Genomic DNA, 22,916 nt, shown 5'->3' with positions numbered 1-22,916 from the left:
TTAGCGGACAAGACTAGCGGGTGAACAGGCGGAAACCACCTGCTCTGCAGCCACCGTCACACTGACGTCACACTGGTGACCCATAGCCTCGGGCTGTCCAGAAGCCGGACACGAGACAGATCGGACACGAAGAGTGAGCAGACCTGCGACCCAGGACCGAGCCGTGCCACCAGCGGGATCGCGCCGCCGTGGACGCCGAGCCCGCCGCATCGTCATCAGTCTCGTCGTGCTGCTCGCGCTCCTGGTCGGGGCCGATTTCGGGCTCACCGCGTACGCCGAGCACACGGTGTCGCAGAAGGCCCGCGAGCAGCTGAAGCTGAGCGACGACCCGTCCGTGACGATCCACGGTTTCCCGTTCACCACGCAGGCGATCGGCGGCGACTACGGGCACATCTCACTGTCCGCGTCCGGGGTGCCGATCAAGGACCTGCAGGACGTCGGTGTGACGGCCGACCTCTACGACGTCACCGCGCCGCTGTCGGACCTGGTGAACGGCAACACCGACGCGATCGACATCGGACGCCTGGAGGCCCAGGTCACGATCAAGGCCAGCGACATCAACAAGGTGGACCCGCTGACCAAGGTCGACGACCTGCGGATCGAGCCGTCGAGCATCGAGTACGTGGAGACCGGCCAGGACGCCGAGAGCGGCACGGACAGCGGCTCCGGCGGCGACCAGCAGGGCCAGGACGGCACGACGGAGGAGGAGCAGGACAAGTCTAGGGCCGGCATCCGCATCTCCGGGTACGTGCAGATCGCGGGCCAGCAGCTGGAGATCTTCTGCTTCGCCATGATCGAACTGCACGGCACGGTGATCGACATCGTGCCAAAGCGGCTGCAGTACGGGAATGACAAGGAGACGACCGTTGTTCCCGAAGCTGTGCAGCAGGCCCTGCTGCCGAACTTCAAGGCCACGATCGACACCGGCAACCTCCCGTTCGAGGTCACCCCGACGGCGGTACAGGTGAACAGCGGTTCGGTCACCATCAAGGGCGAGGCCAAGAACGTGACGTTCAGCGGGGCGACCAGCTCTACCGGAGGGTGAGGCGCGGATGACGGGCGTGTGGGTCGTGCTCGGCACGCTGGTGGTCGCGGCGGTCGCCGGCGGACTGCTCAAGGCGCGCAACGGTCGCGTCCGGGCGGCTCGCCGGGCGCCCGCGGCCGGGCTGCCCGAGCCGGTCGCGGCGGTGCTCGACACCGGCGCCCGCGTCACCTTGGTGCAGATCTCCACCACGTTCTGCACCCCGTGCCGGCACACCCGCGCCCTGCTCGGCCCGCTGGCCGAGCGCACCGACGGCCTGAACCACGTCGAGCTGGACGTGACGAACCAGCCGGAGGTCGCGCAGGCGCTGGGTGTGCTGCGCACGCCGACCACGATCGCCTACGACTCCGACGGCACCGAGCTGCTGCGAGTCGGCGGCGTGCCGAAGGCGCCCGCGCTGCTGGAGGCCCTCGCGCCGCACCTCCCGGCGCGGGTGACGGACTGACACGCCGCTCAGCTGGGCTGAGTGGGCCCTCGCGCATTCCGGCGGGTGTGATCGGCTGACACGCCGCCGGCTGCGCTGAGAACGCCCACGTGCCGCGCCTTCCGGCGCGGGTGGCGGAGTGATTGCCGCTGAGCGGGCTGTGGGCGGCGCCTCGCGCCGCATCTCCCGGCGCGGGTGGCGGAGAGACGTATCGCTGGCTGCGTTGAGAGTGTCCTCGCGCCGCGCCTTCCGGCGCGTGTGGCGGATTGACTTGCCGCTGGCCGCGCTGCTGGTGGCCCTGGTGCTGTACCTTCCGGCCCGCGTCGCGGAGCCACACGCCGCTGGTCGGGCTGTTGGTGACCCTCGCGCCGCACCTCGCAGCGCGGTAACGGACGGACACGCCACTGGCCTGCGCTGAGAACGCCCACGTGCCACGCCGTCCGGCGCGGGTGGCTGAGAGACATGCCGCTGGCTGCGTTGAGGGTGTCCTCGCGCCGCACCTCCCGGCGCGTGTGGCGGATTGACTCGCCGCTGGTCGGGCTGTTGGTGACCCTCGCGCCGCACCTTCCGGCCCGCGCGACGGAGCGACAAGCCGCCGACCACGCTGCTCCCGGCCCCCACACCGCCCCTCCCGGCGCGCGTGACCCAGTCACACACCGCTGACCTGGGCCGAATTTCTTTCTTGGATCGTGGGAATGCTCTCACTGGGTGGACGCCACTCCCACTTTCAGGGACGTCCGGGTAGCCTGACGCTCGTGTGCAGGCTGCCCCTCACTCTGCTGACGCAACGTCGCGCGGTCGACTTCTGCCGCGTGCGCAGCAGCCTGTGTCTGCCCTAGCGGGTCCGCCTCAGCCGTACCCGCTTCTCCCCCCGCCGGAAAAACCCATTCCGACGCGCGCTCACGCGCGCCCCGCCAGGGAGGTGACATGTCAGCAGGCCCAGCCGTAGACCCCCGTGGACCGCGCTTCGCGGCCGTCATCACGACCGTCGTGCTCGCGGTGGTCCTGATCACGGGCTGGTGGCCGTTGCTGGCCGTCCAGACGGTCGTGTTCGCGATCGGCGCGTTCATCGGGCTCAAGCCGGCCCCGTACTCGCTGCTCTACCGCTACCTCGTGGCGCCCCGGCTCGCGCCGACGTCCGAGCGGGAGGACGCGGCGCCGCTGCGGTTCGCCCAGGCGGTCGGGTTCGTGTTCGCGCTGGTCGGCACCGTCGGCTACGCCACCGGGGTCACCGCGCTCGGCATCGTCGCGACGGCGTTCGCGCTGTTCGCGGCGTTCCTCAACGCGGCCTTCAACTTCTGCCTCGGCTGCGAGATGTACCTCCTGATCCGGCGCGTGGCGCCGAGCCAGGCTTCCTGACAGTCCACCCACGAGAAGAAGAAAGCGAGTAGTGCTCTCATGAGCCGTGAAGACGTCCTGGTCACCACGCAGTGGGCCGAGGAGAACCTGAACACCCCCGGCGTGGTCTTCGCCGAGGTGGACGAGGACACCACCGCCTACGACGGCGGCCACATCCGCGGCGCGGTCAAGATCGACTGGAAGACCGAGCTGCAGGACCCGGTCCGCCGCGACTTCGTCGACAAGGCGGGCTTCGAGGCCCTCCTGTCGGAGAAGGGCATCTCCAACGACGACCTGGTCGTCCTGTACGGCGGCAACAACAACTGGTTCGCCGCCTACGCGTACTGGTACTTCAAGCTGTACGGCCACGACAAGGTCAAGCTGCTCGACGGCGGCCGCAAGAAGTGGGAGCTGGACGGCCGCGAGCTGACCTCCGACGAGGTCAAGCGCGAGCGCACCAACTACGTCGCCAAGGAGCCGGACACCTCGATCCGCGCCTTCCGCGACGAGGTCGTCGACGCGATCGGCACCAAGAACCTGGTCGACGTCCGCTCGCCCGACGAGTTCTCCGGCAAGCTGCTGGCCCCGGCGCACCTGCCGCAGGAGTCGGCGCAGCGCGGCGGCCACATCCCGACGGCGCTGAACGTGCCGTGGGCCAAGACCGCGAACGAGGACGGCACCTTCAAGACCGCCGAGGAGCTCAAGGAGCTCTACAACGAGGCGGGGCTGGACACGTCCAAGGCGACCATCGCCTACTGCCGCATCGGTGAGCGCTCCAGCCACACCTGGTTCGCGCTGCACGAGCTGATCGGGCTCGAGGACGTGAAGAACTACGACGGTTCGTGGACCGAGTACGGCTCGCTGGTCGGCGTGCCGATCGAAACCGGAACGGGGAAGTGACGATGAGTGCTGACGGTTGCGGCGCGCCGGTCCAGACGGCGACGCCCGCGGACATCGACACCAACGGTCAGGTCGTGGTGGCCGGCAAGGTCGTCGGCGGCGACGGCCCGGTCGGCGGCGCCTACGTGCGCCTGCTGAACGGTGACGGCGACTTCGCCGGCGAGGTCCAGGCTTCCCCGGAGGGCGACTTCCGGTTCTACGCCGCGCCCGGCGCCTGGACGGTGCGTGCCCTGCACCGTTCGGGCAACGGCGAAGCCTCGGTGACCGCCGAGGGCCCCGGCCTGCACCAGGTCGCGATCTCGGTCGGCTGATTCCAGCCTCGACGGCCACCCCCGCGCACGCCGCGGGGGTGGCCGTCGTCGTACCCGGACGAACCCGGCGCCGGCGTGGTGCTCGCCACGCGGGTGCGGGGCGAGCGAACCCCCTGCCGGCGGCTATCCTGCTGGACGTGGAGATCCTGTTTACGACGCTGCTGGTGCTCGCCGGCATCGCGATCCTCTGGTTCACCGTGTACGTCGTCTACCGGCTGTACGCCGACCAGCGCTGACCGATGACATCCGGCGATGACGCCGTCGCAGCCGCCGCCGAACGGGCCGAGTCGACGCGCGGGCGCAACCTGCCGCAGTTCGACGACCTGCCGATCCCGGTGGACACCGCGAACCTGCGTGAGGGCGCGAACCTGAACGACGCCTGCCTGGCGCTGCTGCCGCTCGTCGGCGTGTGGCGCGGGGAGGGCGAGGTCAACTACCCGACCATCGAGGGTCCGCGGCGGATCGCGCAGCAGCTCACCATCGCGCACGACGGCCGCCCGTTCCTCTACCACGAGGCCCGGTCCTGGCTGCTCGACGACGACGGCAACGTGGTCCGCGCCGCCGCCCGCGAGGTCGGCTGGTGGCGCCCGCAGGCCGACGACACGATCGAACTGCTGCTGGCCCACAACACCGGCATCATCGAGGTCTTCTACGGCAAGCCGCGCACCCAGACGTCCTGGGAGCTGGGCACCGACGCGGTCGTGCGCACCTCCACGGCCAAGGAGGTCACCGGCGCGCAGCGGCTCTACGGCCTGGTCAACAACGGCGACCTCGGTTACGTCGAGGAGCGCGCGATGGTCGGCGAGCCCATGCAGCCGCACGTGTCCCTCTACCTGAAGCGCGTGGTCGGCTGACCTCGTGCGCTGGCTGCGCTACGGCCCGGACGCCGCGCTCGTCGAGTGCGAGTCGCTCGCCGAGATGAGCGCCGTCCGCGCCGCCGTGGTCGCCGCGGGACTGCCCGATCTGGTCGAGGTCGTGCCGGGGGCGCGCACCGTGCTGATCGCTGCCCGGCCGGGCACACGCGCGCTGGAGCAGGCCCGCAGGCTCGTGGAATCGGCCGACCTGGACGGCGGGGACGGCGGCGAGCCGCGGGAGATCACCATCGACGTCCGCTACGACGGCGAGGACCTCGACCTGGTCGCGCGCACCGCGGGCATCACCGCCGCCGAGGTCGTCGAACTGCACACCGGCGCCACCTACACCGTCGCGTTCACCGGGTTCGCCCCCGGCTTCGGCTACCTCACCGGGCTGCCCGAACCGCTCCGCCAGTCGCGTTTGGACACTCCACGCACGCGCGTCCCGGCCGGGTCGGTCGCCATCGCGGGCGAGTTCACCGGCGTCTACCCGCGCTCGTCGCCCGGCGGGTGGCGCCTGCTCGGGCACACCGACGCCGTCCTGTTCGACAGCCGCGCCGAGCGGCCCGCCCTGCTCGCGCCCGGCGACCGCGTGCGGTTCCGGAGGATCGGGTGAGCCGCGCGCTGGAGGTCGTCGCGACCGGTCCGCTCGCGCTCGTGCAGGACCTCGGCCGCCCCGGGCACGCGCACCTCGGCGTGCCGCCGTCCGGCGCCCTCGACGTCCCGGCGCTGCGGCTGGCGAACCGGCTCGTCGGCAACCCGGAGGGCGCGGCCGGGATCGAGGCGCTGCTCGGCGGGCTCACCGTGACGGCCCGCGCGTCCTGCACGGTCGCGGTCACCGGCCCGCCAGTCGCCGTCGCCGTCGACGGCCGCCCGGCGGGCTCGCACGTGCCGGTCCACCTCGCCGCCGGGCAGACCCTGACCATCGGGCGGCCGGACACCGGCCTGCGCTGCTACCTCGCCGTCTCCGGCGGCATCGACGTCGAACCCGAGCTGGGCAGCCGGTCCCGCGACGTGCTGTCCGAGATCGGGCCGCCGCCGCTGGAGCCGGGTGACGTGGTGCCCCTGGGCGCGCCTGCCGGGATCCCGGACGGCGCGGACACCGTCACCGCCCCGCCGAACCCGCCCGCCCTGGTCGTCCCGGTCGTGCTCGGCCCGCGCGACGACTGGTTCGGCGACGCCGCCCACCAGCTGTCCGTGCCGTGGACCGTGACCAGCGAGTCCAACCGCGTCGGCCTGCGCCTGGACGGTCCCGCGCTGCGGCGCACCGGCGCGCGCGAGGGCGAGGAGCTGCCCAGCGAGGGCGTGATCACCGGCGCGATCCAGGTGCCGCCGAACGGCCTGCCGGTGGTGTTCCTCGCCGACCACCCGACCACCGGCGGCTACCCGGTGATCGCCGTCGTCGTGCCGCGGGCGCTGCCCGCGCTCGCGCAGGCCCGGCCGGGCACGACGATCCGCTTCCGCCCCTACGCGTAGAGGGCTTCGTACGCCTGCGCCAGCTCGGCGTGGATCGCCGAGGAGTCGCGCAGCGGCTGGTGGTCCAGGGTGTGCACGCGGGTCAGCTTCCGCACCGACGACGCGAGGAACACCCCGTCGGCGGTGTGCAGGTCGGGCGTCCGGATCATCTCGATCTTGGTCGACCAGCCCGCCCGCTCGGCGGCGCGGAACACCGCCGCCTGCGTGGTGCCGGGCAGGATGCCGATGCCGGCAGGCGGCGTGTAGAGCGTCCCGCCGCGCGCCACGATCACGTTCGACGTCGGCCCCTCCAGGACGGAGTTCAAGTCGCTGGCGGTGAAGATCACGTCGTCCGCGCCGCGGCGGGCGGCCTCCCGCACGGCGGCCATGTTGACCGCGTAGGACAGCGACTTCGCGCCCAGCAGCAGCCACGGCGCGCGCTCGGCCAGCCCCGGGTCGATGCCGCGTTCCAGGGTCACCACGGCGACCCCCTCGTCGCGGGCGCGCAACACCTTCGGGTCGATTTCGATCCCGAGCGCGAAGGCCGTCGGCTCCCCCTCGGGGTCGGTGCCGCGGGTGTAGACGAGCTTCAGCGCGAACTCACGGCCGCCGGCCCAGTTGTCGATCACCGCCTGCGCGGCCCGCTGCCACGCCGCGTCGTCCGGCTCCGGCAGGTCCAGCATGGACGCCGACCGCGCCATCCGGTCCAGGTGCGGGCGCAGCTCGCGTGCCTTGCCGTCGGCTACCAGGACCGTTTCGAAGACGCCGTCGCCGCGCATCAGGCCGAGGTCTTCGACCCGGATGTGCGGTTCGTCCGGATCGGCCAGGTTCCCGTTCAGGAAAGCGAGTACGCGCATGCGGTCACCGTACTCACCTAACATCGGGGTATGCCGCTCGTTTCTCCGCTCCTCGCCGCGCCGGGCGCCATCGCGCCGCCGGACGACCACTCCGAGCAGGGCGTGCCCTGGCACTGGGGCGACCCGTTCGCCGAGCAGCGCACCGCCGCGCGCAGCGTCGCCGTCGTCGACCGATCGCACCGCGAGGTGCTGGAGGTGACCGGCCCGGAGCGGTTGTCCTGGCTGCACCTGGTGATCTCGCAGCACGTCACCGAGCTGGCCGAGGGCACCGGCACCGAGGCGCTGGTGCTGGACAGCCAGGGGCACGTCGACACCCACATGGTCCTCGCGCACGTCGGGGAGGCCGTGTACCTGGACACCGACCCGGGGCCGGAGGCGACCAGCGCGCTGCCCAAGGGCGGCAAGCAGACCCTGCGCGAGTACCTCGAAGCGATGAAGTTCTGGTCGCAGGTGGAGATCAAGGACGTCAGCGACGAGCTGGCGATCCTCACCGTGCTCGGCCCGGAAGCGGGCCGGGTGCTGTCCGCTTTGGACATCGAGCTGGGCGCCGAGCCGTACTCCGTCGTGCCGGTCGGCCGCGGCTTCGCCCGGCGCATGCCCTGCCCCGGACGGTCCAGCGTGGACCTGGCCGTGCCGCGCGACGAGCTGGCCGACTGGTGGCGCCGCATCACCGACGCGGGCGCGCGCCCGGCGGGCACGTGGGCGTTCGACGCGTTGCGGGTCGAGTCGCTGCGGCCGCGGCTGGGTGTGGACACCGACGCGAAGACGATCCCGCACGAGGTGAACTGGATCGGCAGCGCCGCGCACGTCGCCAAGGGCTGCTACCGCGGGCAGGAGACCGTGGCGAAGGTGTTCAACGTCGGCCGCCCGCCGCGCCGGATGGTGCTGCTGCACCTGGACGGCTCGCCGGAGATCTACCCGGAGACCGGGGACCCGGTGAAACTCGGCGACCGGGTCGTCGGGCGGGTCGGCAGCGTCGCGCAGCACCACGAGCTGGGCCCGATCGCGCTGGCCCTGGTCAAGCGGTCCGCGCCGGTGGACGCCGAGCTGCTCGCCGGGGACGAGGACCGGGTCGTGCAGGCCGCGGTCGACCCCGATTCGGTGCCCGCCGAGGGCGCCGCGCCGGGCCGGGAGGCCGCCGCTCGCCTGCGCGGGTGATAACGCACCCGCCCTGGCGCCGGGGCCCGGCATGGAGCACTATGTCCCGGTGATCGAAGTCCGGCCGGGCGGACGCCGTCGCATCGACCGTGTCCTGGACCCCGCCTACGTGCGGGGTCTCGCCGACCTGTCGCTCGGGCAGCTGCGTGAGCGCCGGGACGAGGCTGCCCAGGAGGAGACCGATCTCTCCTACCTGCGGCGGCTGCTGCACGCGCGGATCGACATCGTGCGGGCCGAGCAGGAGCGGCGGCGCTCCGGCGGTGAGAGCATCGTGGACCAGCTCGCCACGATCCTGTCCGACAACGCGCTGCGCCCGGCGCGCGGCTCGGGGCGGTACCAGCAGCTGGAGCCCTCCCGCGCCGGCGAGTACCGGCGCCAGGCCGAGGCGCTGGTGGGCAACGCCGACCTGACCGACGTGGGCGCGCTCTCGGACGAGAAGCTGGCCGCGACCCTCGACGACTACCGGGGCGAGGAGGCGTCGGTGTCGCAGCGCCGTCGCGAGGTGCAGGCCGTGGTGGACCAGCTGAACGCCGAGATCGCCGCCCGCTACGCGAAGGGCTCGGCCAACGTGGACGACCTGCTGGCCGCCGAACGCGCCGACGACGCCTGACGATCGCCCCGGTTCACCGGGGCGTCCAGCGGCCGTGGCCCGCAGCGACCACGACGGCGCCGGCAAGGTGGTCGCCGAGATCACCGAGGCCGGTGGCCGCACCGCCGCCCACGTGACCGACCCCGCCGGGGCCGACCGGCGGCAGATCACCGTGCACACCGTGGGCGACGTCGCCTACCGGGCCGGGGTGCCGCCGGGGCGGCCCGGCGAGCCCGACGACGTGGCCGCCTGGCTTCCGACGACGTCCGGTTCGTCACCGCGGTGCGGTCGTCCTAGTTGAAGTGCTCCCGGGCCGCCAGCTCGCTCCAGTAGTCACGCAGGTCGGTGAACAGCTCGGCGATCTGCTCGACGTCGCCGGAGCGCAGGGCGTCCATGATGCTGTGCACCTCCTCCGCGCTGGTGTCCGACTCCAGCACCGGGTCGGCGATCAGCTGCACCAGCCCGCCGTAGTCCAGCTCGACCGCCGACGCCGGGTCGAAGTTCGTCAGCCACCGGGCGGTCTCCGCCAGGATCCGCGCCGGGCCGGAGTCGCCGAGGGTCTCCTCCACCAGCTCCCGCGCCTCGGCCACCCGCTGGGTCGCGTCGCCCATCGCCACGCGCCAGGAGACCTCGCGCTCCGGGTCGTCCGGGCCCGAGCCCAGGTTCAGCCTGCGGTGCTTGGGGTCGACCAGCGCGAACCACGGCAGCGGCACGGTCCAGGTGGTGGACAGGACGTGCACGGCGGCCTGCGGCAGATCACCGAGCGCCGAGCTGGCCCTGGCCTTCAGCTTCTCCTCGCTCACCCCGGTCGAGTCGATCACCGCGGCGTGCAGCGACGGGTGCGCGTCGCCGAGGAAGCTCACCAGCGCCGCGGCGGAGCGGGCCCGCACCTCCAGCGGGCACACGAGCGGGCCGGGCCCGACCTTTGCGCCGGTGTCGGTGGGCACCTCGGCCGGGTCGAGCACCAGCACGTCGGAACTCGGCAGCGCGCGCCCGCCGGGCAACTCGCCCGGCAGCAAACGGACGGGACTCGTGGTCTGTGACTTCAGCCACATGAGCTGTTCCCGCTCGGCGGCGGCCGCGCGGCTCAGCTGGGCCTGTTCGACGGCTTTGCGCAGCCCCGCGGGGGGAGGGTCGCCGAACGCGGACAGGGGCTCGTACACCCGGAGGTAGGCCACGAACGGTCGGAGCACCGTTGAATCGTGGCACGTCGCCGCCCGGTCGCGACCACCGACCGGCGCAATCCCCGACACTGTCGTGACAAGCACACGAAGCCACGTCGCATTGGACCCCTCGGACAGGGTACGGTGTCACCAGGAACCAATTGTCGAGACGATGCGGGGCCGCCGATTCCCCCGGCCGCCCCGTTCCCTGTGCGAGGGGGTCGAGCCATGGGGCGCGGCCGGGCCAAGGCCAAGCAGACGAAGGTGGCGCGAGAGCTCAAGTACAGCACTCCCGACACAGATTTCGCTGCGCTTCAGCGCGAGCTGTCAGGACAGTCCTCCAATTCTCATCCTCGTGAAGAGGACGAGAAGTACGAGGACCCGTACGACCCGTACGCCGACGAGTACGACGACTACCGTCGTTGACGTCTGACCAGCACACGAGGGTGGGTCCGGTCGTGACCGGAACCCGCCCTCGTGTGCTGTGTCATGCGTCGTCGGGCGCCGGAACTGGAGAGGTGCGATGGCGGACATCCAGCGAGTAGGCGTGGTCGGAGCCGGTTTGATGGGCTCCGGGATCGCCGAGGTGCACGCGCGTGCGGGTGCGGACGTGACGATCACCGAGGTGAACCAGCCGGCGCTCGACGCCGGTCGCGCGCGCATCGAGAAGTCGCTGCAACGCGCGGTAAAGGCGGGCAAGCTGAGCGCCGAGGACGCCGACGCGGCGCTCGGGCGGCTCACCTTCACCACCGACATCGCCTCCTTCGCCGACCGCGACCTCGTGATCGAGGCCGTGATCGAGCAGGAGCAGGCGAAGGTCGAGGTGTTCCGCTCGCTCGACAAGATCGTCGAGCGGCCGGACGCGGTGTTCGCCTCCAACACCTCATCCATCCCGATCATGAAGCTGGGCATGGCGACGAGCCGTCCGCAGCAGGTGATCGGCATCCACTTCTTCAACCCGGTCCCGGTGCTGCCGCTGGTCGAGCTGGTGCCGTCGCTGCTGACCGGTGAGGACACCGTGAAGCGCGCGGACGAGCACGTCACCGGCTCGCTCGGCAAGACCGTGATCCGGTCGCAGGACCGCGCCGGGTTCATCGTGAACGCGCTGCTCGTGCCGTACCTGCTGTCGGCGATCCGGATGATCGAGTCGGGCTTCGCCTCGGCCGAGGACATCGACCGCGGCATGGAGCTGGGCACCGCGCACCCGATGGGTCCGCTGCGCCTGTCCGACCTGATCGGACTGGACACGATCAAGGCGATCGCGGAGTCGATGTACGAGGAGTTCAAGGAGCCCCTCTACTCGCCGCCGCCGCTGCTGCTGCGCATGGTCGACGCCGGGCTGCTGGGCAAGAAGAGCGGCCGCGGCTTCTACTCCTACTCCTGATCGTGGACGAACCGCTGCGCGTCGGGCTGGTCGGCGCGGGTCCATGGGCCCGCACCGTGCACGCGCCCGGCCTGGCCGACCACCCGTCGACCCGGTTGAGCGCGGTGTTCACGCGCCGCGAGGAGGCGGCCCGGGAGCTGGCGCAGCCGTACGACGCCGAGGTGTGCACCAGCCTGGACGACCTGCTCGGCCAGGTCGACGCCGTCGCCTTCGCGGTGCCGCCGTCGACGCAGGCCGAGCTGGCGGTCGAGGCGGCCAAGGCGGGCAAGCACGTCATCCTGGAGAAGCCGATCGCCGCGGACGTCGCGGGCGCCGAGCGGCTGGCCGACGCCGTGGCCGGCGCGGGCGTGGCGAGCCTGGTGATGCTGACCCTGCGCTACGCCACCGCGACGCGGGACTGGCTGGCCGGCCTCGCCGCGGCTGGCGGCTGGAGCGGCGGTGGCGTGCGGTGGTTGTCCGGCGGTCTGCTCGGCGGCGCGTACGCGGCTTCGCCGTGGCGGCAGGCGGACGGCGGCACGCTGGCCGACGTCGGGCCGCACGCCTTCGACCTGCTCGACGCCGCGCTCGGCACGATCGAGCGCGTGCGCTCGGCGCATCGCGGGCCCAGCGACCTGTGGCACGTGGTGTTCGAGCACGCGGGTGGCGCGCTGAGTTCGGCCACGTTGTCGTTGCGGTTGCCGATGCGGCCGACGGTCGTCGAGTTCGCGGTCTACGGCGAGCACGGCTACCGCACGCTGGGCCGCAAGGAGGGCGGCGCCGCCCAGTCCTACACCGCGATGCTGGACGACTTCGCCGCGATGGTCGACACCGGCACCACCTCCCACCCGTGCGACGTGCACCGCGGCCTGCACATCCAGCGGCTGCTGGAAAGCGCCCTGTCACTCGCGCGCTGACACACGATCCCGGACCTGCCGTTTTCCCGTCACGATCATCGGCGGTCCGTCCGCCCTGTTCGCGTGGCGGTTCCTGGCCTGCCGGCGGAGCCCGCCGCGTCAGTCCGCGCCCGGCAAGCGCCCGGCGGGGGTCTGAGGCTCCCCGGCCATCGCGGCGACGCGTTCGGCGAGCCGGGCCGCGGCCTCGCGCAGCTGCGGAGGTTCGAGGATCTCCGCCTCGTAGCCCAGCCGGGCCACGTGCACGGCCAGCCAGTCCAGCTGGTCACCGCCCGCGACGAGCAGGCACCACCCGTCCCGGTCCTCCTCGACGCGCCCGACCTGCGGCGGCACCAGGTCCCGCACCTCCTCGGCGCTGGCCCGCAGCCGCACCTTGGCGAGGTAGCGGTACGGCGCGGCGCTGACCGACCGCTGCACGTACGCCACCGGGTCGGGGTGCTCCCGCGGCCGGAAGCGCCAGGTCGTCGCCGTCACCTCGCGCATCCGGTCCAGCCGGAAGGTGCGCCAGTCGTCGCGGTCGAGGTCCCAGGCCATCAGGTACCAGCGGCGGTTGGTGGCGACCATGCGCACCGGCTCGACCGTGCGCTCCAGGTCCTCGCTGCCCCGGCTGGAGTACCGGAACCGCACCCGCACCGCGTCCCGGCACGCGCGGGCGAGCGTGACCAGCAGTTCCGCGTCGATCTCGATGCCGGCCACCAGTGTCTCGGTGGCGCCGTGCACCGCCCGCACCTCGGCACGCAGCCGGGGCGGCATGACCTGGTCGAGCTTCGCGAGCGCCCGCAGTGCCGCGTCACCTGCCCCGGCGACCGTGCCGCCGGAGGCCAGCCGGAGCGACACGGCGGTCGCGATGGCCTCTTCGTCGTCGAGGAGCAGCGGCGGCAGCCGGGTGCCCGCGCCGAGCTGGTAACCGCCGCCGACACCCGCGGTGGCGTGCACCGGGTAGCCGACCGCGCGCAGCCGTTCGACGTCACGGCGCACCGACCGGTCGGTGACGCCCAGCTCAGCGGCGAGTTCGGCGGCGGTCCAGGACGGCCGCCGCTGCAGCAGCGCCAGCAGCCGCAACACCCGCTCGACGGTGGCTTCCACGCTCATGCCGGAATGGTTCCACAGATCGCGGAAGGAACCTGTCCGCTATTGGTTGCATGCTGTCGCCATGAACCTCAACCGACTGCTCCGCGACCAGATCGACTGGCACTGGACCCATCAGCTGCGTGACCGCCTCGCCGGCCTCACCGACGACGAGTACTTCTGGGAGCCCGCGCCGGACAGCTGGAACGTGCGCCCGCGTGGCGCCGGCACCGCGCCGGTGCAGGCCGGGGCCGGGTCGGTGACCATCGACTTCGCGTTCCCGGAACCCGACCCGGCCCCGATCACGACGATCGCCTGGCGCCTCGGGCACGTGATCGTCGGCGTGCTCGCGATGCGCAACGCCGCCCACTTCGGCCGCACCCCCACCGATTACCAGTCGTTCGAGTACGCGCCGACCGCCGCCGAGGCGCTCGCCCAGCTCGATGCCGAGTACGCGATGTGGATGAAGGGTGTGGAGTCGCTCGGCGAGGAGGGCCTCGCGCGCCCGTGCGGCGAGGCCGAGGGGCCGTACGCCGAGTGGCCGATGGCCGCGCTGGTCCTGCACATCAACCGCGAGCTGATCCACCACCTGTCCGAAGTGTCGCTGCTGCGCGACCTGTACCTGCACACCCGGATCCGCCAGGAGGCGAACTGACATGGCACGCGAAATCCAGGTCACCTTCGACTGCGCCGACCCGGCCGCGGTCTCCGCGTTCTGGGCCGAGGCGCTCGGCTACGAGCTGCAGGCCCCGCCGGCCGGTTTCGACTCGTGGGAACAGGCGCTGGAGGCGATGGGCGCGCCACCGGAGCGGCGCAACGACGCGTCCGCTGTGGTTGACCCGGACGGCAAGGGACCGCGGCTGTTCTTCCAGAAGGTGCCGGAGGGCAAGACGGTGAAGAACCGGGTGCACCTCGACGTGCGCGCGGCCCCCGGCCTCCAGGGCGACGAGCGGATGGCAGCGCTGGAAGCGGAAGCCGAACGACTGACCACCCACGGCGCGAAGCGGATCCACCGCCACGAGCCGGCGCCGCCGATGGCGTTCGGGCACATCGTCATGGCCGACATCGAGGGCAACGAGTTCTGCCTGGACTAGCTGTGGATCACCACAGCGGGGTGGATGGCTCACCGCAGTCACCGGGCCCAAGATCGTTCCTAGCGTTGCGGGCGTGCGTTACCCCTACCTGATCGGCGGCTGCGTGCTGTCGGTGTTCGCGATCAACGCCCGCTGGGACATCGCCTTGGCGGCCTGGCTGTGCAACGTCCTCCTGCTGCGCTTCACCAGGCAAAGCCGCTGGTGGGTGGCCTGGCTGTGGGCGTGGCTGGTGGTGACGCTGGACGTCGGCGTCTGGCTCTGGCACGCGGACCTCACCAGCCCGGTCTTCGTCCCGATCGCCGCCGCGCTCGGGCTCGGCTGCAGCCTGCCCTTCCTCGCCGACCGGCTGGCCGCGCCCCGGCTGGGGACGCTGCCCGCCACGCTGGTGTTCCCGCTCGCCAAGGTCACCGTCGAGTACCTGGTCTCGACGGCGGCCCCGGTCGGCGGCATCGTCGGCGTGCTCGGCGTGACCCAGCACGGCAACCTGCCGCTGGCCCAGCTGGCGTCGGTCACCGGCGTCTACGGCGTCAGCTTCCTGGTCGCGTGGTTCGCCCCGGTGGCGCTGGCCTGCTGGGAGCACCGGCGCCGGTGGCGGACCGCGGTCGTCACCTTCGCCGGTGTCCTGGCCGTCGTGCTCGCGGCGGGCGGCATCCGGTTGATCGCCGCCGCACCGGGCGGCGAGACCGTGCGGGTCGCGGGCGTCGCTCCCGCGCCGCAGGCCTGGCAGCGGACCCTCGACGGCATCGCCCCGTACGAGTCCGTCGAGGCGATGAGCCAGGCCGACCCGGCCGTGCTGCAGGAGGCGTTCGGCCACGTCGTGGACGACCTGCTGGCCCGCAGCGCTCGCGAGGCCGGCGCCGGGGCGAAGCTGGTCGTCTGGCCGGAGTCCGCCGTGGTGACCATGGACCGCGACGAGCAGGCGCTGCTCACCCGGTTCGGCGAGTTCGCGCGGCAGCACGGCATCCACCTGTCGGCAGGCCTGACCGTCTACACCGGATCGGCGCCGTTCGTGCGGAACGAGAGCGTGTTGTTCGCCCCGAACGGTTCGGTGCGGTGGACCTACCGGAAGGCCCACCCGACTGGAACGGCATCAAGGACGGGCAGGCCCGCACCGCCCGGTTCCGCGCGATCGAGAACGGCTTCGCCGTGGTCCGGCCGACGATGGAGGGGCTGTCCGAGGCGCTCGACCCGCTGGGCCGCGTGCCGGCCTCGACCGACTACTTCCACGGCGGCGAGGACCCGACGATGGTGGCCTACGTGCCGGCGCACGGCACGCGCACGATCTACGGCACGATCGGCGACATCTTCGCCTGGCTGTGCCTGGCCGCGCTCGCCGGGCTGACCGTGGCCGCGGCCCGGCGGACCTAATCCTCGAACCTTCCGCGACGGCCGCGCTTGACGTCGCCCCGGCGCTTCTTCTCCGCCAGCCGTCGCTCCTTGGCACCACGCGACGGCTTGGTGGGGCGGCGCGGCGGCGGGGGTGGCGCGGCCGCCGCGCGCAGGACCGCCACCAGCCGCTCACGCGCGGCTTCGCGGTTGGCCAGCTGCGCGCGGTGCTCGCTGGCCGCGATCGTCAGCACCCCGTCGACCAGGCGCGACCGCAACCGCTCCAGCAGCCGCGGCCGCAGGTCGTCCGGGATGGACGGCGACCGGGCCACGTCGAACGCCAGCTCGACCCGCGAGTCCGTGGTGTTCACGCCCTGACCGCCCGGCCCGGACGAGCGGGAGAACCGTTCGCGCAGCTCGGCGGCCGGGATCACCAGCCGCCGGGAAACCTGCAGGTCAGAACCGGGGGTGGTCACCGGTCAGCACCGCGCGCGGGGCCTCGGTGTCCTCGGTCGTGCGGATCTCGCCCAGCACCCACGCCGGCACGTGCCGCGCGGTCAGCACGGCCAGCGCCCGGTCGACGTCCTCGGACCCGACCACCGCGACCATGCCGACGCCCATGTTGAACGTCTTCTCCATCTCGGCCCGCTCGACCTTGCCGCGCTGCTGGATCAACGCGAACACCGGCGCCGGCGTCCAGGTGCTGCGCTCCAGCTCGGCGCGCAACCCGGCCGGGATGACCCGCGCCAGGTTGGCCTCCAGCCCGCCGCCGGTGATGTGCGCGAACGTGCGCACGTCGGCCTCGGCGGCCAGCGCCAGGCAGTCCTTCGCGTAGATCCGGGTGGGCTCGAGCATCTCCTCGCCGAGGGTGCGGCCGAACTCCTCGACGTGCCCCTCCAGCGGCATCCGTGCGATCTCCAGCAGCACGTGCCTGGCCAGCGAGTATCCGTTGGAGTGCAGCCCGGACGCGCCCATGCCGATGACCACGTCACCGGGGCGCACCCGCTCCGGCCCGAGCACCTCGGACGCCTCGACCACGCCGACCCCGGTGGCCGAGATGTCGTAGTCGTGCTCGCCCATCAGGCCGGGGTGCTCGGCGGTCTCGCCGCCCAGCAGCGCGCAGCCCGCCTGGACGCAGCCCTCGGCGATGCCCGCGACCAGCGCGGCGATCTTCTCCGGCACGACCCGGCCGACGGCGATGTAGTCCTGCAGGAACAGCGGCTCGGCGCCGGTGACGACCAGGTCGTCCACGACCATCGCGACGAGGTCGATGCCGACCGTGTCGTGCTTGTCGAGCGCCTGCGCGACCGCGATCTTCGTGCCGACGCCGTCGGTGGACGACGCGAGCACCGGCTCCTTCCACCGGTCCAGCTTGAGGGAGAACAACCCGGCGAACCCACCGACCCCGCCAAGCACCTCGGGCCTGCTCGCGCGCTCCGCGTGCGGTTTCAGCAGCTCGACCGCCTGGTCACCGGCTTCGATGTCGACGCCGGCTGCGGCATAGGTTGCGCTCGTGGACTCGCTCACGGCAAGCGGACTCCTGAACTCGACTGGACTCACGGACGCCGGACGGCATCCTCAGCACCGTACCCGGCCTGGGTGACGGTCCTGGCATCCGCCGGGTCGAGCCCTTCCAGCACGTACTTGCCGATCAGCGCGTCGTCCGGCAGCGGGATCGGGTACTGGCCGTCGAAGCAGGCCGTGCACAGCCGGGTCTTCGGCTGCTCGGACGCGGCGACCAGGCTGTCCAGCGAGACGTAGCCCAGCGAGTCCGCCCCGATGAGGCGGCGGATGCCCTCCAGGTCGGCGCCGTTGGCCACCAGCTCGGCCCGGGACGCGAAGTCGATGCCGTAGAAGCACGGCCAGCGCACCGGCGGCGACGCGATCCGGACGTGCACCTCGAGCGCGCCGGCCTCGCGCAGCATCCGCACCAGGGCGCGCTGGGTGTTGCCGCGGACGATCGAGTCGTCCACGACGACCAGCCGCTTGCCGCGGATCACGTCGCGCAGCGGGTTGAGCTTGAGGCGGATGCCCAGCTGGCGGATGGTCTGCGAGGGCTGGATGAACGTGCGGCCGACGTAGCCGTTCTTGACCAGCCCCTGGCCGTACGGGATGCCGCTGGCCTGCGCGTACCCGATCGCGGCGGGCGTGCCGGACTCCGGCACCGGGATGACGAGGTCGGCCTCGACCGGGTTCTCCGCGGCCAGCCGCTTCCCGATGTCCACGCGGGTGGCGTGCACGCTGCGGCCTGCGATGGAGGTGTCCGGGCGGGCCAGGTAGACGTACTCGAACACGCAGCCCTTGGGCTCCGGGCTCGCGAAGCGCGAGGACCGCAGGCCCTCGGCGTCGATGGCGATCAGCTCGCCCGGCTCGACCTCGCGGACGAACGACGCGCCGACGATGTCCAGCGCCGCGGTCTCGCTCGCGACGACCCAGCCGCGCTCCAGCCTGCCGAGCACCAGCGGGCGCACGCCGTGCGGGTCGCGGGCGGCGTACAGCGTCGACTCGTCGGCGAAGACCAGGCAGAACGCGCCGCGCAGGGTGGGCAGCAGGTCCAGCGCGGCGGCCTCGGTGCCCTTGTCCGCGGCGGCGTCCGCGAGCAGGCCGACGACCAGGTCGGAGTCGCTGGAGGAGCCGGTCAGCTCGCGGTGCGGCTTGAGGCCCGCGGCGCGGGTGCGGTCCCGCAGCTCGGCGGTGTTGACCAGGTTGCCGTTGTGGGCGAAGGAGATGCCGCTGCCGGTCGCCGTGTGGCGGAACATCGGCTGTGCGTTCTCCCAGGTCGAGGACCCGGTGGTGGAGTAGCGGCAGTGGCCGACCGCGATGTGCCCCTGCAGCGAGGAGAGCACCTGCTCGTCGAACACCTGGCTGACCAGTCCGAGGTCCTTGAAGACCACGATCTGCTTGCCGTCCGAGACCGAGATGCCGGCGGCTTCTTGCCCACGGTGCTGGAGCGCGTACAGGCCGTAATAGGCCATCTTCGCGACTTCTTCACCGGGGGCCCAGACACCGAAGACACCGCACTCTTCTCGCGGTTCGCGCTCGGGCTGGTCGTCGATGTGGTGGGAAACCACGAAAGTGCTCCCTGGAGACGAGGGCAGGCCTACTCAAGTGTAGGTCGTGGACGATCGAAGTGACGCCCAGTGGTCAGTGGCGCTGGCCACTGACCACCGGGCGCCGACTCCCCCTCACGGGAGCGGTTCGCGGGTCAGCTCGCGGCGAGCCAGGTGGAGCGGCCGGTGCCGGTGGGCACCCAGCAGCCGCCGCGACCGGCCGAATCGTCCGGCGGCGCCGCGGCGTCGTCCGGCAGGGCGAGCAGTTCGTCCAGCACCGGAGCGGCCTCGCCCGTGGTGCGCCACAGCACCGTCCGCGGGGCGAGCACGTCGTCCTCGTCGCCGGGGATGCGGGTGGCGACCACGTCGTCCTCGGCGTTGAGGCGGACGACGTCGATCACCGCGTCGTGCGCGCGGACGCCGACCACCGCGATCACGGCGCCCTTCGCGTCGCGCGGGTGCACGAACTGGTATCCGCGGGCGATCAGGTCCTGCAGCAGGTCGTCGACGGACTTGGCCGTGTCAGTTGAGGACATCGTCGAACTCGCCGTCCTTCGCCCCCGCGACGAACGCGGCCCATTCGTCGCGGGTGTAGATGAGCGCGGGGCCCTCGGGGTAGCGGGAGTTTCTGACGGCGTACCGGTCCGTGGACAGCTGGGCGAACTCAACGCAGTTGCCGTTGGCTCCGCTGCGTGCGCTCTTGCGCCAGGACGCGCCGGTGAGGGCGCCGGCGGGCATGCCGTTCACGAACTGCTCAGCCATACTTCCCCAACCTTCCGGGTCAGTGCATCTGCGCGGTGCAAATGCACGTGCACTGGCCTTGTGGCGATCACGCTACCACTGGTTACTGCACGGGTAAATGCACGTGCACGGCCGAGAGTAATCCCAGATCGGAGGGTGAGGAATGGTGCGGGCCGTGTAATTCGATCGGGTGACGAAAACTGGCCTCGATGGCCTCGTTGCGACTACTCGTCGTCATCCATTTCGCCTAAAGCTCTTCCCGCTTCTTCAACAGCATCTGCCGCGTCCGATCGGGTGTTTCCGCGTCGACGGCGAGCCGGTCGAAGGCGCGGCCGTAGACCTCCAGGTCCTCCGGCTTCTCCAGGTACTGCGCGCCGTTGAGGTGCTCGACGTAGGCGATGTTCGGTAGGTCCGGCTCGGCGAACTGCAGCAGCGAGAAGGCGCTTTCCGCGGCGAACCCGCTCATGTCGAACGGGATGACCTGGATGGTCACGTTGGGCAGCTCGATGAGCTCCAGCAGGTGGCTGATCTGCTGCTTCAGGACGCCGGCGCCGCCGAACGGGCGCTCCAGCACGGCCTCGTCGAGCACCGCCCACAGCCGCGGCGGCTTCGGCCCGGTGAGCAGCTTCTGGCGGCGCATCCGCAGGCCCACCTTGCGCTCGACGCCCTCGTCCCGGCTGTCCGGGTCGCCGTGGCTGATCACCGCGCGCGCGTAGCGCTCCGTCTGCAGCAGACCGGGCACGAACATCAGCTCGTACGTGCGGATCCGGGAGGCCGCCTCCTCCAGGCCGATGTAGTTGTCGAACCAGCCGGGCACGAGGTCGTTGTAGGGGTGCCACCAGCCGGGCTGGTTGGACTCCTTGACCATCTTGACGGCCCACTCCCGCTCGGTGGGGTCGTGGACGCCGTACATGGTCAGCAGGTCGGTGACGTCGCGTTCCTTGAAGCCGACGCGGCCCAGCTCCATCCGGCTGATCTTCGACTCGGACGCGCGGATCTCCCACGCCGCCTTGGCGCGTGTGATGCCGGCTTTTTCGCGGAGGCGGCGGAGCTGGGTGCCGAGGATCATCCGCCGAGCCGTCGGGCCGGTGGCCTGTTCGGAGCCGGGGAGGTCGATGGGAGCCATCAAAGACCCTTCCTCGCAGAAATCACCAGTCATCCAACTTACAGCGCGGTGGGCCGCAGTCAAGCGCGGTGTGGATTTACCGGGCGCGGCACGCCCCTTACCCTACGTGGGTCCGACAATTCCATTCACATTCGATACGCCCGGGAGACCGCGATGTCCGGTGCCACCGCTCCCTATCCGAGTGCAGTTCCCGTAGGTGTGGACCCGACCAGGGCGAGCATCGCGCGCGTGTACGACGCCGCGCTCAACGGCAAGGACAACTACGAGATCGACCGGCAGGTGCTGGCGCAGGTCCGCACCGTCGCCCCGCAGGTCAACGACCTGGCCTGGGCCAACCGGGACTTCCTGATCCGCTCCTGCCGGTTCCTGGCCATGCAGGCGGGCATCGACCAGTTCCTCGACCTCGGCTCCGGGCTGCCGACGGCCGAGAACACCCACCAGGTCGTGCAGCGGGTGCACCCGGAGGCGAAGGTCCTCTACGTCGACAACGACCCGGTGGTGCTCGCGCACGGCCGCGCGCTGCTCGAAGAGAACGACCGCACCCACTTCGTCGCCGCGGACATCTTCCAGCCGGAGCAGATCCTGGAGCACCCGGAGATCCGCGAGTTCCTCGACTTCTCCCGGCCGATCGCGCTGCTGCAGATCGGCACCTGGCACCACTACCTCGGCGACGACGGCGGCGAGAAGATGGCGACCTACATCGACGCGCTGGCCCCCGGCTCGTACGTCTCCATCGCCCACTTCTACAACCCGGGCACGCCGGAGCACGCCGAGCTGGCCGCGAAGATGGAGGAGAAGTTCGTCCACAGCCCGATGGGCAGCGGCCGGTTCCGGACCAGGGAGGAGATCCAGGCCTTGTTCCCCGGCCTGGAGATGGTCGAGCCGGGCCTCGTCCTGTGCGACGACTGGTGGCCGGACGGCCCGCGGTTGCAGCCCCTGAACCTCGTCCGCCAGTGCATCGCGGGCGGTGTCGGCCGCAAGCCGTAAGCGAGAGTGGCGGCTTGCTTGGCGGTGCGAGCTGCGTCGGTGGTCCTACAGACGCACGAGCGGCAGCCAGTGCGAGAGGTCGGCCCGGGTCCCGGACGCGGTGACCCGGCCCTCCCGCACCGCGTCCGTCCATTCGAGACGACCCGTGGCCAGTTCCAGCCACGTCCGCGGGTCCGTCTCGACCACGTTCGGCGGCGTGCCGCGGGTGTGCCGCAGCCCCTCGACGCACTGCACCGCCGCGAAGGGCGGCACCCGCACCTCGACGCTCTTGCCGGGGGCGTCCTGGGCGAGCGTGCGCAGGCTCAGCCGGACGGCCGCGGCGAGCTCCGGGCGCGCCGGCCGGTCGGCTTCTCCGCTCAACCAAGCCGAAACGACCTGCAGCGCGGCTCTCAACTCAGCGGGGTCAACCGGACGCGGTGCGGGCATGGTCAAACAGTAGAGTGCACAGCAGCAGACGTGAGCAAGGTGACGCGGAAACACGGGGTTCGCACATGGCGCAGCGGGACGAGGCGGATCGCCTTCTACCCAATCCTCAGCCCGAGCACAAGACGGGCAAGCCCAAGATCACCGAGGAGATGCGCGCCAACGCCAGGGCGAACCCGAACAGCTGGCTCTACGTGATCGACGAGGCGTTCGACCCCAACGGGCCGGTGCCGTCGTGGGCCGTCGTCGGCGCGTACCCGGTCAACGGCAGCGGCAACATCGTGGAGGACTTCCACCCCAACGACCGCTACCGGCCGTCGCCCAAGGCGCTCGGGTTCCCGGAGCCGCGCAACGACCTGGAGCGGCTGCTGCAGCTGGTCCGGACCAACCACCGGCCGGCGAGCGACCTGCCGCCGGTGATCCTCGACTCGACGCTGTTCGTCTACGCGCTCGCGCCCATGCAGCGCACCGTCATCGGGTTCCACAACACCGACGGCCGCGTCCTGGTGCCGGCCTACACGTCGAAGTCGCTGGTGCCGCCGGAATGGCCGCACGCGCGGGCGGTTCTCGGCCGCGACATGGTGCCGCTGCTCGCGGGTCACGCGGTGGCGATCAACCCGCACGACGTGGTGACCGCGGTGGTGCCGGCCGAGCACCTGGTGGCCGCGCTCGAGCAGGAGCAAAAAGACTAAACATTCCGCACGGTTAAGCCAGTCGCATCACGCTTTCGAGCTAA

General features: G+C 71.7%; 29 protein-coding genes. 19 read left to right on the top strand and 10 right to left on the bottom strand.

The genetic code is table 11. The features are described from left to right. The first annotated feature begins 163 nt into the window (after positions 1-163). The 8 genes from AMY39116_RS0330700 to AMY39116_RS0330660 all read left to right on the top strand — a co-directional run bounded on the left by AMY39116_RS0330700 (position 164) and on the right by AMY39116_RS0330660 (position 6,345). Entirely contained in the window at positions 164-1,045 is an 882-nt protein-coding gene (locus tag AMY39116_RS0330700; protein ID WP_162146057.1) for a DUF2993 domain-containing protein, read from the top strand. A gap of 7 nt (positions 1,046-1,052) precedes the next feature. After that, a complete protein-coding gene (locus AMY39116_RS0330695; RefSeq protein ID WP_020421436.1) occupies positions 1,053-1,487 on the top strand; it encodes a thioredoxin family protein in 435 nt (144 codons plus the stop codon). Between the two features lie 906 nt (positions 1,488-2,393). Beyond that, positions 2,394-2,825, top strand: coding sequence for a DUF4395 domain-containing protein (locus AMY39116_RS0330690; protein WP_026153632.1), 432 nt, complete (start codon positions 2,394-2,396; stop codon positions 2,823-2,825). A 39-nt stretch (positions 2,826-2,864) separates the two neighbouring features. Next, the gene (locus AMY39116_RS0330685) at positions 2,865-3,704 is read left to right on the top strand and encodes a sulfurtransferase (protein ID WP_020421435.1); all 840 of its coding nucleotides are present in this window, start codon (positions 2,865-2,867) and stop codon (positions 3,702-3,704) included. Positions 3,705-3,706: 2 nt separating this feature from the next. Then, complete coding sequence (locus AMY39116_RS0330680; RefSeq protein WP_026153631.1) at positions 3,707-4,015, top strand: DUF1416 domain-containing protein; 309 nt, start codon at positions 3,707-3,709, stop codon at positions 4,013-4,015. Between the two features lie 239 nt (positions 4,016-4,254). Next, positions 4,255-4,869, top strand: a complete 615-nt coding sequence (locus tag AMY39116_RS0330670) for an FABP family protein (RefSeq protein ID WP_020421433.1) — start codon at positions 4,255-4,257, stop codon at positions 4,867-4,869. A 4-nt stretch (positions 4,870-4,873) separates the two neighbouring features. Next, positions 4,874-5,485, top strand: coding sequence for a 5-oxoprolinase subunit PxpB (pxpB, locus tag AMY39116_RS0330665; RefSeq protein ID WP_020421432.1), 612 nt, complete (start codon positions 4,874-4,876; stop codon positions 5,483-5,485). Beyond that, complete coding sequence (locus AMY39116_RS0330660; protein ID WP_020421431.1) at positions 5,482-6,345, top strand: biotin-dependent carboxyltransferase family protein; 864 nt, start codon at positions 5,482-5,484, stop codon at positions 6,343-6,345. The genes pxpB and AMY39116_RS0330660 overlap by 4 nt, the downstream gene beginning before the upstream one ends. Here AMY39116_RS0330660 and AMY39116_RS0330655 read toward each other — a convergent pair. Further along, complete coding sequence (locus AMY39116_RS0330655; RefSeq protein ID WP_020421430.1) at positions 6,336-7,181, bottom strand: aminodeoxychorismate lyase; 846 nt, start codon at positions 7,179-7,181, stop codon at positions 6,336-6,338. The two genes, AMY39116_RS0330660 and AMY39116_RS0330655, sit on opposite strands and share 10 nt — an antisense overlap. Before the next feature lie 30 nt (positions 7,182-7,211). Here AMY39116_RS0330655 and AMY39116_RS0330650 point away from each other — a divergent pair, with 30 nt between their 5' ends. From AMY39116_RS0330650 to AMY39116_RS0330640, 3 genes are read left to right on the top strand one after another with little or no spacing between them, the layout of a single operon-like run. Next, positions 7,212-8,339 carry a folate-binding protein YgfZ gene (locus tag AMY39116_RS0330650; RefSeq protein ID WP_020421429.1) on the top strand — a complete coding sequence of 376 codons (1,128 nt, stop codon included), beginning with the start codon at positions 7,212-7,214 and terminating at the stop codon, positions 8,337-8,339. 49 nt (positions 8,340-8,388) lie between these two features. Beyond that, positions 8,389-8,949, top strand: coding sequence for a hypothetical protein (locus AMY39116_RS0330645; RefSeq protein WP_027936357.1), 561 nt, complete (start codon positions 8,389-8,391; stop codon positions 8,947-8,949). A gap of 34 nt (positions 8,950-8,983) precedes the next feature. Beyond that, the gene (locus tag AMY39116_RS0330640; RefSeq protein WP_020421427.1) at positions 8,984-9,229 is read left to right on the top strand and encodes a hypothetical protein; all 246 of its coding nucleotides are present in this window, start codon (positions 8,984-8,986) and stop codon (positions 9,227-9,229) included. On the opposite strand, the gene AMY39116_RS0330635 is transcribed toward AMY39116_RS0330640, so the two are convergent. Beyond that, positions 9,222-10,121: a hypothetical protein gene (locus tag AMY39116_RS0330635; protein WP_020421426.1), complete on the bottom strand. Its 900-nt coding sequence runs from the start codon at positions 10,119-10,121 to the stop codon at positions 9,222-9,224. The genes AMY39116_RS0330640 and AMY39116_RS0330635 overlap by 8 nt on opposite strands. Positions 10,122-10,319: 198 nt before the next feature. Between AMY39116_RS0330635 and AMY39116_RS0330630 the strand changes: the two genes are divergently transcribed. The 3 genes from AMY39116_RS0330630 (at position 10,320) to AMY39116_RS0330620 (ending at position 12,368) form a co-directional block, all read left to right on the top strand. Continuing rightward, complete coding sequence (locus AMY39116_RS0330630; RefSeq protein WP_017985773.1) at positions 10,320-10,517, top strand: DUF3073 domain-containing protein; 198 nt, start codon at positions 10,320-10,322, stop codon at positions 10,515-10,517. Between the two features lie 97 nt (positions 10,518-10,614). Further along, positions 10,615-11,475 carry a 3-hydroxybutyryl-CoA dehydrogenase gene (locus AMY39116_RS0330625; protein ID WP_084022707.1) on the top strand — a complete coding sequence of 287 codons (861 nt, stop codon included), beginning with the start codon at positions 10,615-10,617 and terminating at the stop codon, positions 11,473-11,475. A gap of 2 nt (positions 11,476-11,477) precedes the next feature. Next, a complete protein-coding gene (locus tag AMY39116_RS0330620) occupies positions 11,478-12,368 on the top strand; it encodes a Gfo/Idh/MocA family protein (RefSeq protein ID WP_020421424.1) in 891 nt (296 codons plus the stop codon). Between the two features lie 99 nt (positions 12,369-12,467). Here the strand turns inward: AMY39116_RS0330620 and AMY39116_RS0330615 are convergent, their stop codons facing one another. Then, a complete protein-coding gene (locus AMY39116_RS0330615) occupies positions 12,468-13,457 on the bottom strand; it encodes a YafY family protein (protein ID WP_020421423.1) in 990 nt (329 codons plus the stop codon). A gap of 61 nt (positions 13,458-13,518) precedes the next feature. Between AMY39116_RS0330615 and AMY39116_RS0330610 the strand changes: the two genes are divergently transcribed. From AMY39116_RS0330610 to AMY39116_RS43900, 3 genes are all read left to right on the top strand, one after another. Then, a complete protein-coding gene (locus AMY39116_RS0330610) occupies positions 13,519-14,088 on the top strand; it encodes a DinB family protein (RefSeq protein WP_020421422.1) in 570 nt (189 codons plus the stop codon). A gap of 1 nt (position 14,089) precedes the next feature. Next, on the top strand, positions 14,090-14,527 hold the full coding sequence (locus tag AMY39116_RS0330605) for a VOC family protein (protein ID WP_020421421.1): 438 nt from the start codon (positions 14,090-14,092) through the stop codon (positions 14,525-14,527). Between the two features lie 73 nt (positions 14,528-14,600). After that, positions 14,601-15,869, top strand: coding sequence for a nitrilase-related carbon-nitrogen hydrolase (locus AMY39116_RS43900; protein WP_051123631.1), 1,269 nt, complete (start codon positions 14,601-14,603; stop codon positions 15,867-15,869). A gap of 22 nt (positions 15,870-15,891) precedes the next feature. On the opposite strand, the gene arfB is transcribed toward AMY39116_RS43900, so the two are convergent. The 6 genes from arfB to AMY39116_RS0330570 all read right to left on the bottom strand — a co-directional run bounded on the left by arfB (position 15,892) and on the right by AMY39116_RS0330570 (position 20,770). Then, positions 15,892-16,329 carry an alternative ribosome rescue aminoacyl-tRNA hydrolase ArfB gene (gene arfB, locus AMY39116_RS0330595; protein WP_020421420.1) on the bottom strand — a complete coding sequence of 146 codons (438 nt, stop codon included), beginning with the start codon at positions 16,327-16,329 and terminating at the stop codon, positions 15,892-15,894. After that, on the bottom strand, positions 16,310-17,380 hold the full coding sequence (gene purM, locus AMY39116_RS0330590) for a phosphoribosylformylglycinamidine cyclo-ligase (protein ID WP_017985765.1): 1,071 nt from the start codon (positions 17,378-17,380) through the stop codon (positions 16,310-16,312). The genes arfB and purM overlap by 20 nt, the downstream gene beginning before the upstream one ends. Positions 17,381-17,409: 29 nt before the next feature. Continuing rightward, the gene (purF, locus tag AMY39116_RS0330585) at positions 17,410-18,924 is read right to left on the bottom strand and encodes an amidophosphoribosyltransferase (RefSeq protein WP_020421419.1); all 1,515 of its coding nucleotides are present in this window, start codon (positions 18,922-18,924) and stop codon (positions 17,410-17,412) included. 134 nt (positions 18,925-19,058) lie between these two features. Then, positions 19,059-19,439, bottom strand: coding sequence for a hypothetical protein (locus AMY39116_RS0330580; protein ID WP_020421418.1), 381 nt, complete (start codon positions 19,437-19,439; stop codon positions 19,059-19,061). Continuing rightward, a complete protein-coding gene (locus AMY39116_RS0330575; RefSeq protein ID WP_020421417.1) occupies positions 19,426-19,665 on the bottom strand; it encodes a DUF397 domain-containing protein in 240 nt (79 codons plus the stop codon). Before AMY39116_RS0330575 ends, AMY39116_RS0330580 begins: the two co-directional genes overlap by 14 nt. 226 nt (positions 19,666-19,891) lie before the next feature. Then, positions 19,892-20,770, bottom strand: a complete 879-nt coding sequence (locus AMY39116_RS0330570; protein ID WP_020421416.1) for a helix-turn-helix transcriptional regulator — start codon at positions 20,768-20,770, stop codon at positions 19,892-19,894. Positions 20,771-20,923: 153 nt separating this feature from the next. Here AMY39116_RS0330570 and AMY39116_RS0330565 point away from each other — a divergent pair, with 153 nt between their 5' ends. Further along, entirely contained in the window at positions 20,924-21,757 is an 834-nt protein-coding gene (locus AMY39116_RS0330565) for an SAM-dependent methyltransferase (protein ID WP_027936356.1), read from the top strand. A 45-nt stretch (positions 21,758-21,802) separates the two neighbouring features. On the opposite strand, the gene AMY39116_RS0330560 is transcribed toward AMY39116_RS0330565, so the two are convergent. Further along, a complete protein-coding gene (locus tag AMY39116_RS0330560; RefSeq protein WP_039791850.1) occupies positions 21,803-22,183 on the bottom strand; it encodes a sterol carrier family protein in 381 nt (126 codons plus the stop codon). Between the two features lie 65 nt (positions 22,184-22,248). On the opposite strand from AMY39116_RS0330560, the gene AMY39116_RS0330555 reads away from it, so the two are divergent. Further along, a complete protein-coding gene (locus AMY39116_RS0330555) occupies positions 22,249-22,872 on the top strand; it encodes a type VII secretion system-associated protein (protein WP_020421413.1) in 624 nt (207 codons plus the stop codon). The last annotated feature ends 44 nt before the right edge of the window (positions 22,873-22,916 follow it).

The sequence above is a fragment of the Amycolatopsis sp. ATCC 39116 genome (assembly GCF_000231075.2).
GTDB classification, from domain to species: Bacteria; Actinomycetota; Actinomycetes; order Mycobacteriales; family Pseudonocardiaceae; genus Amycolatopsis_E; species Amycolatopsis_E tucumanensis.
This window is presented reverse-complemented; position numbering and strand designations above follow the sequence as displayed.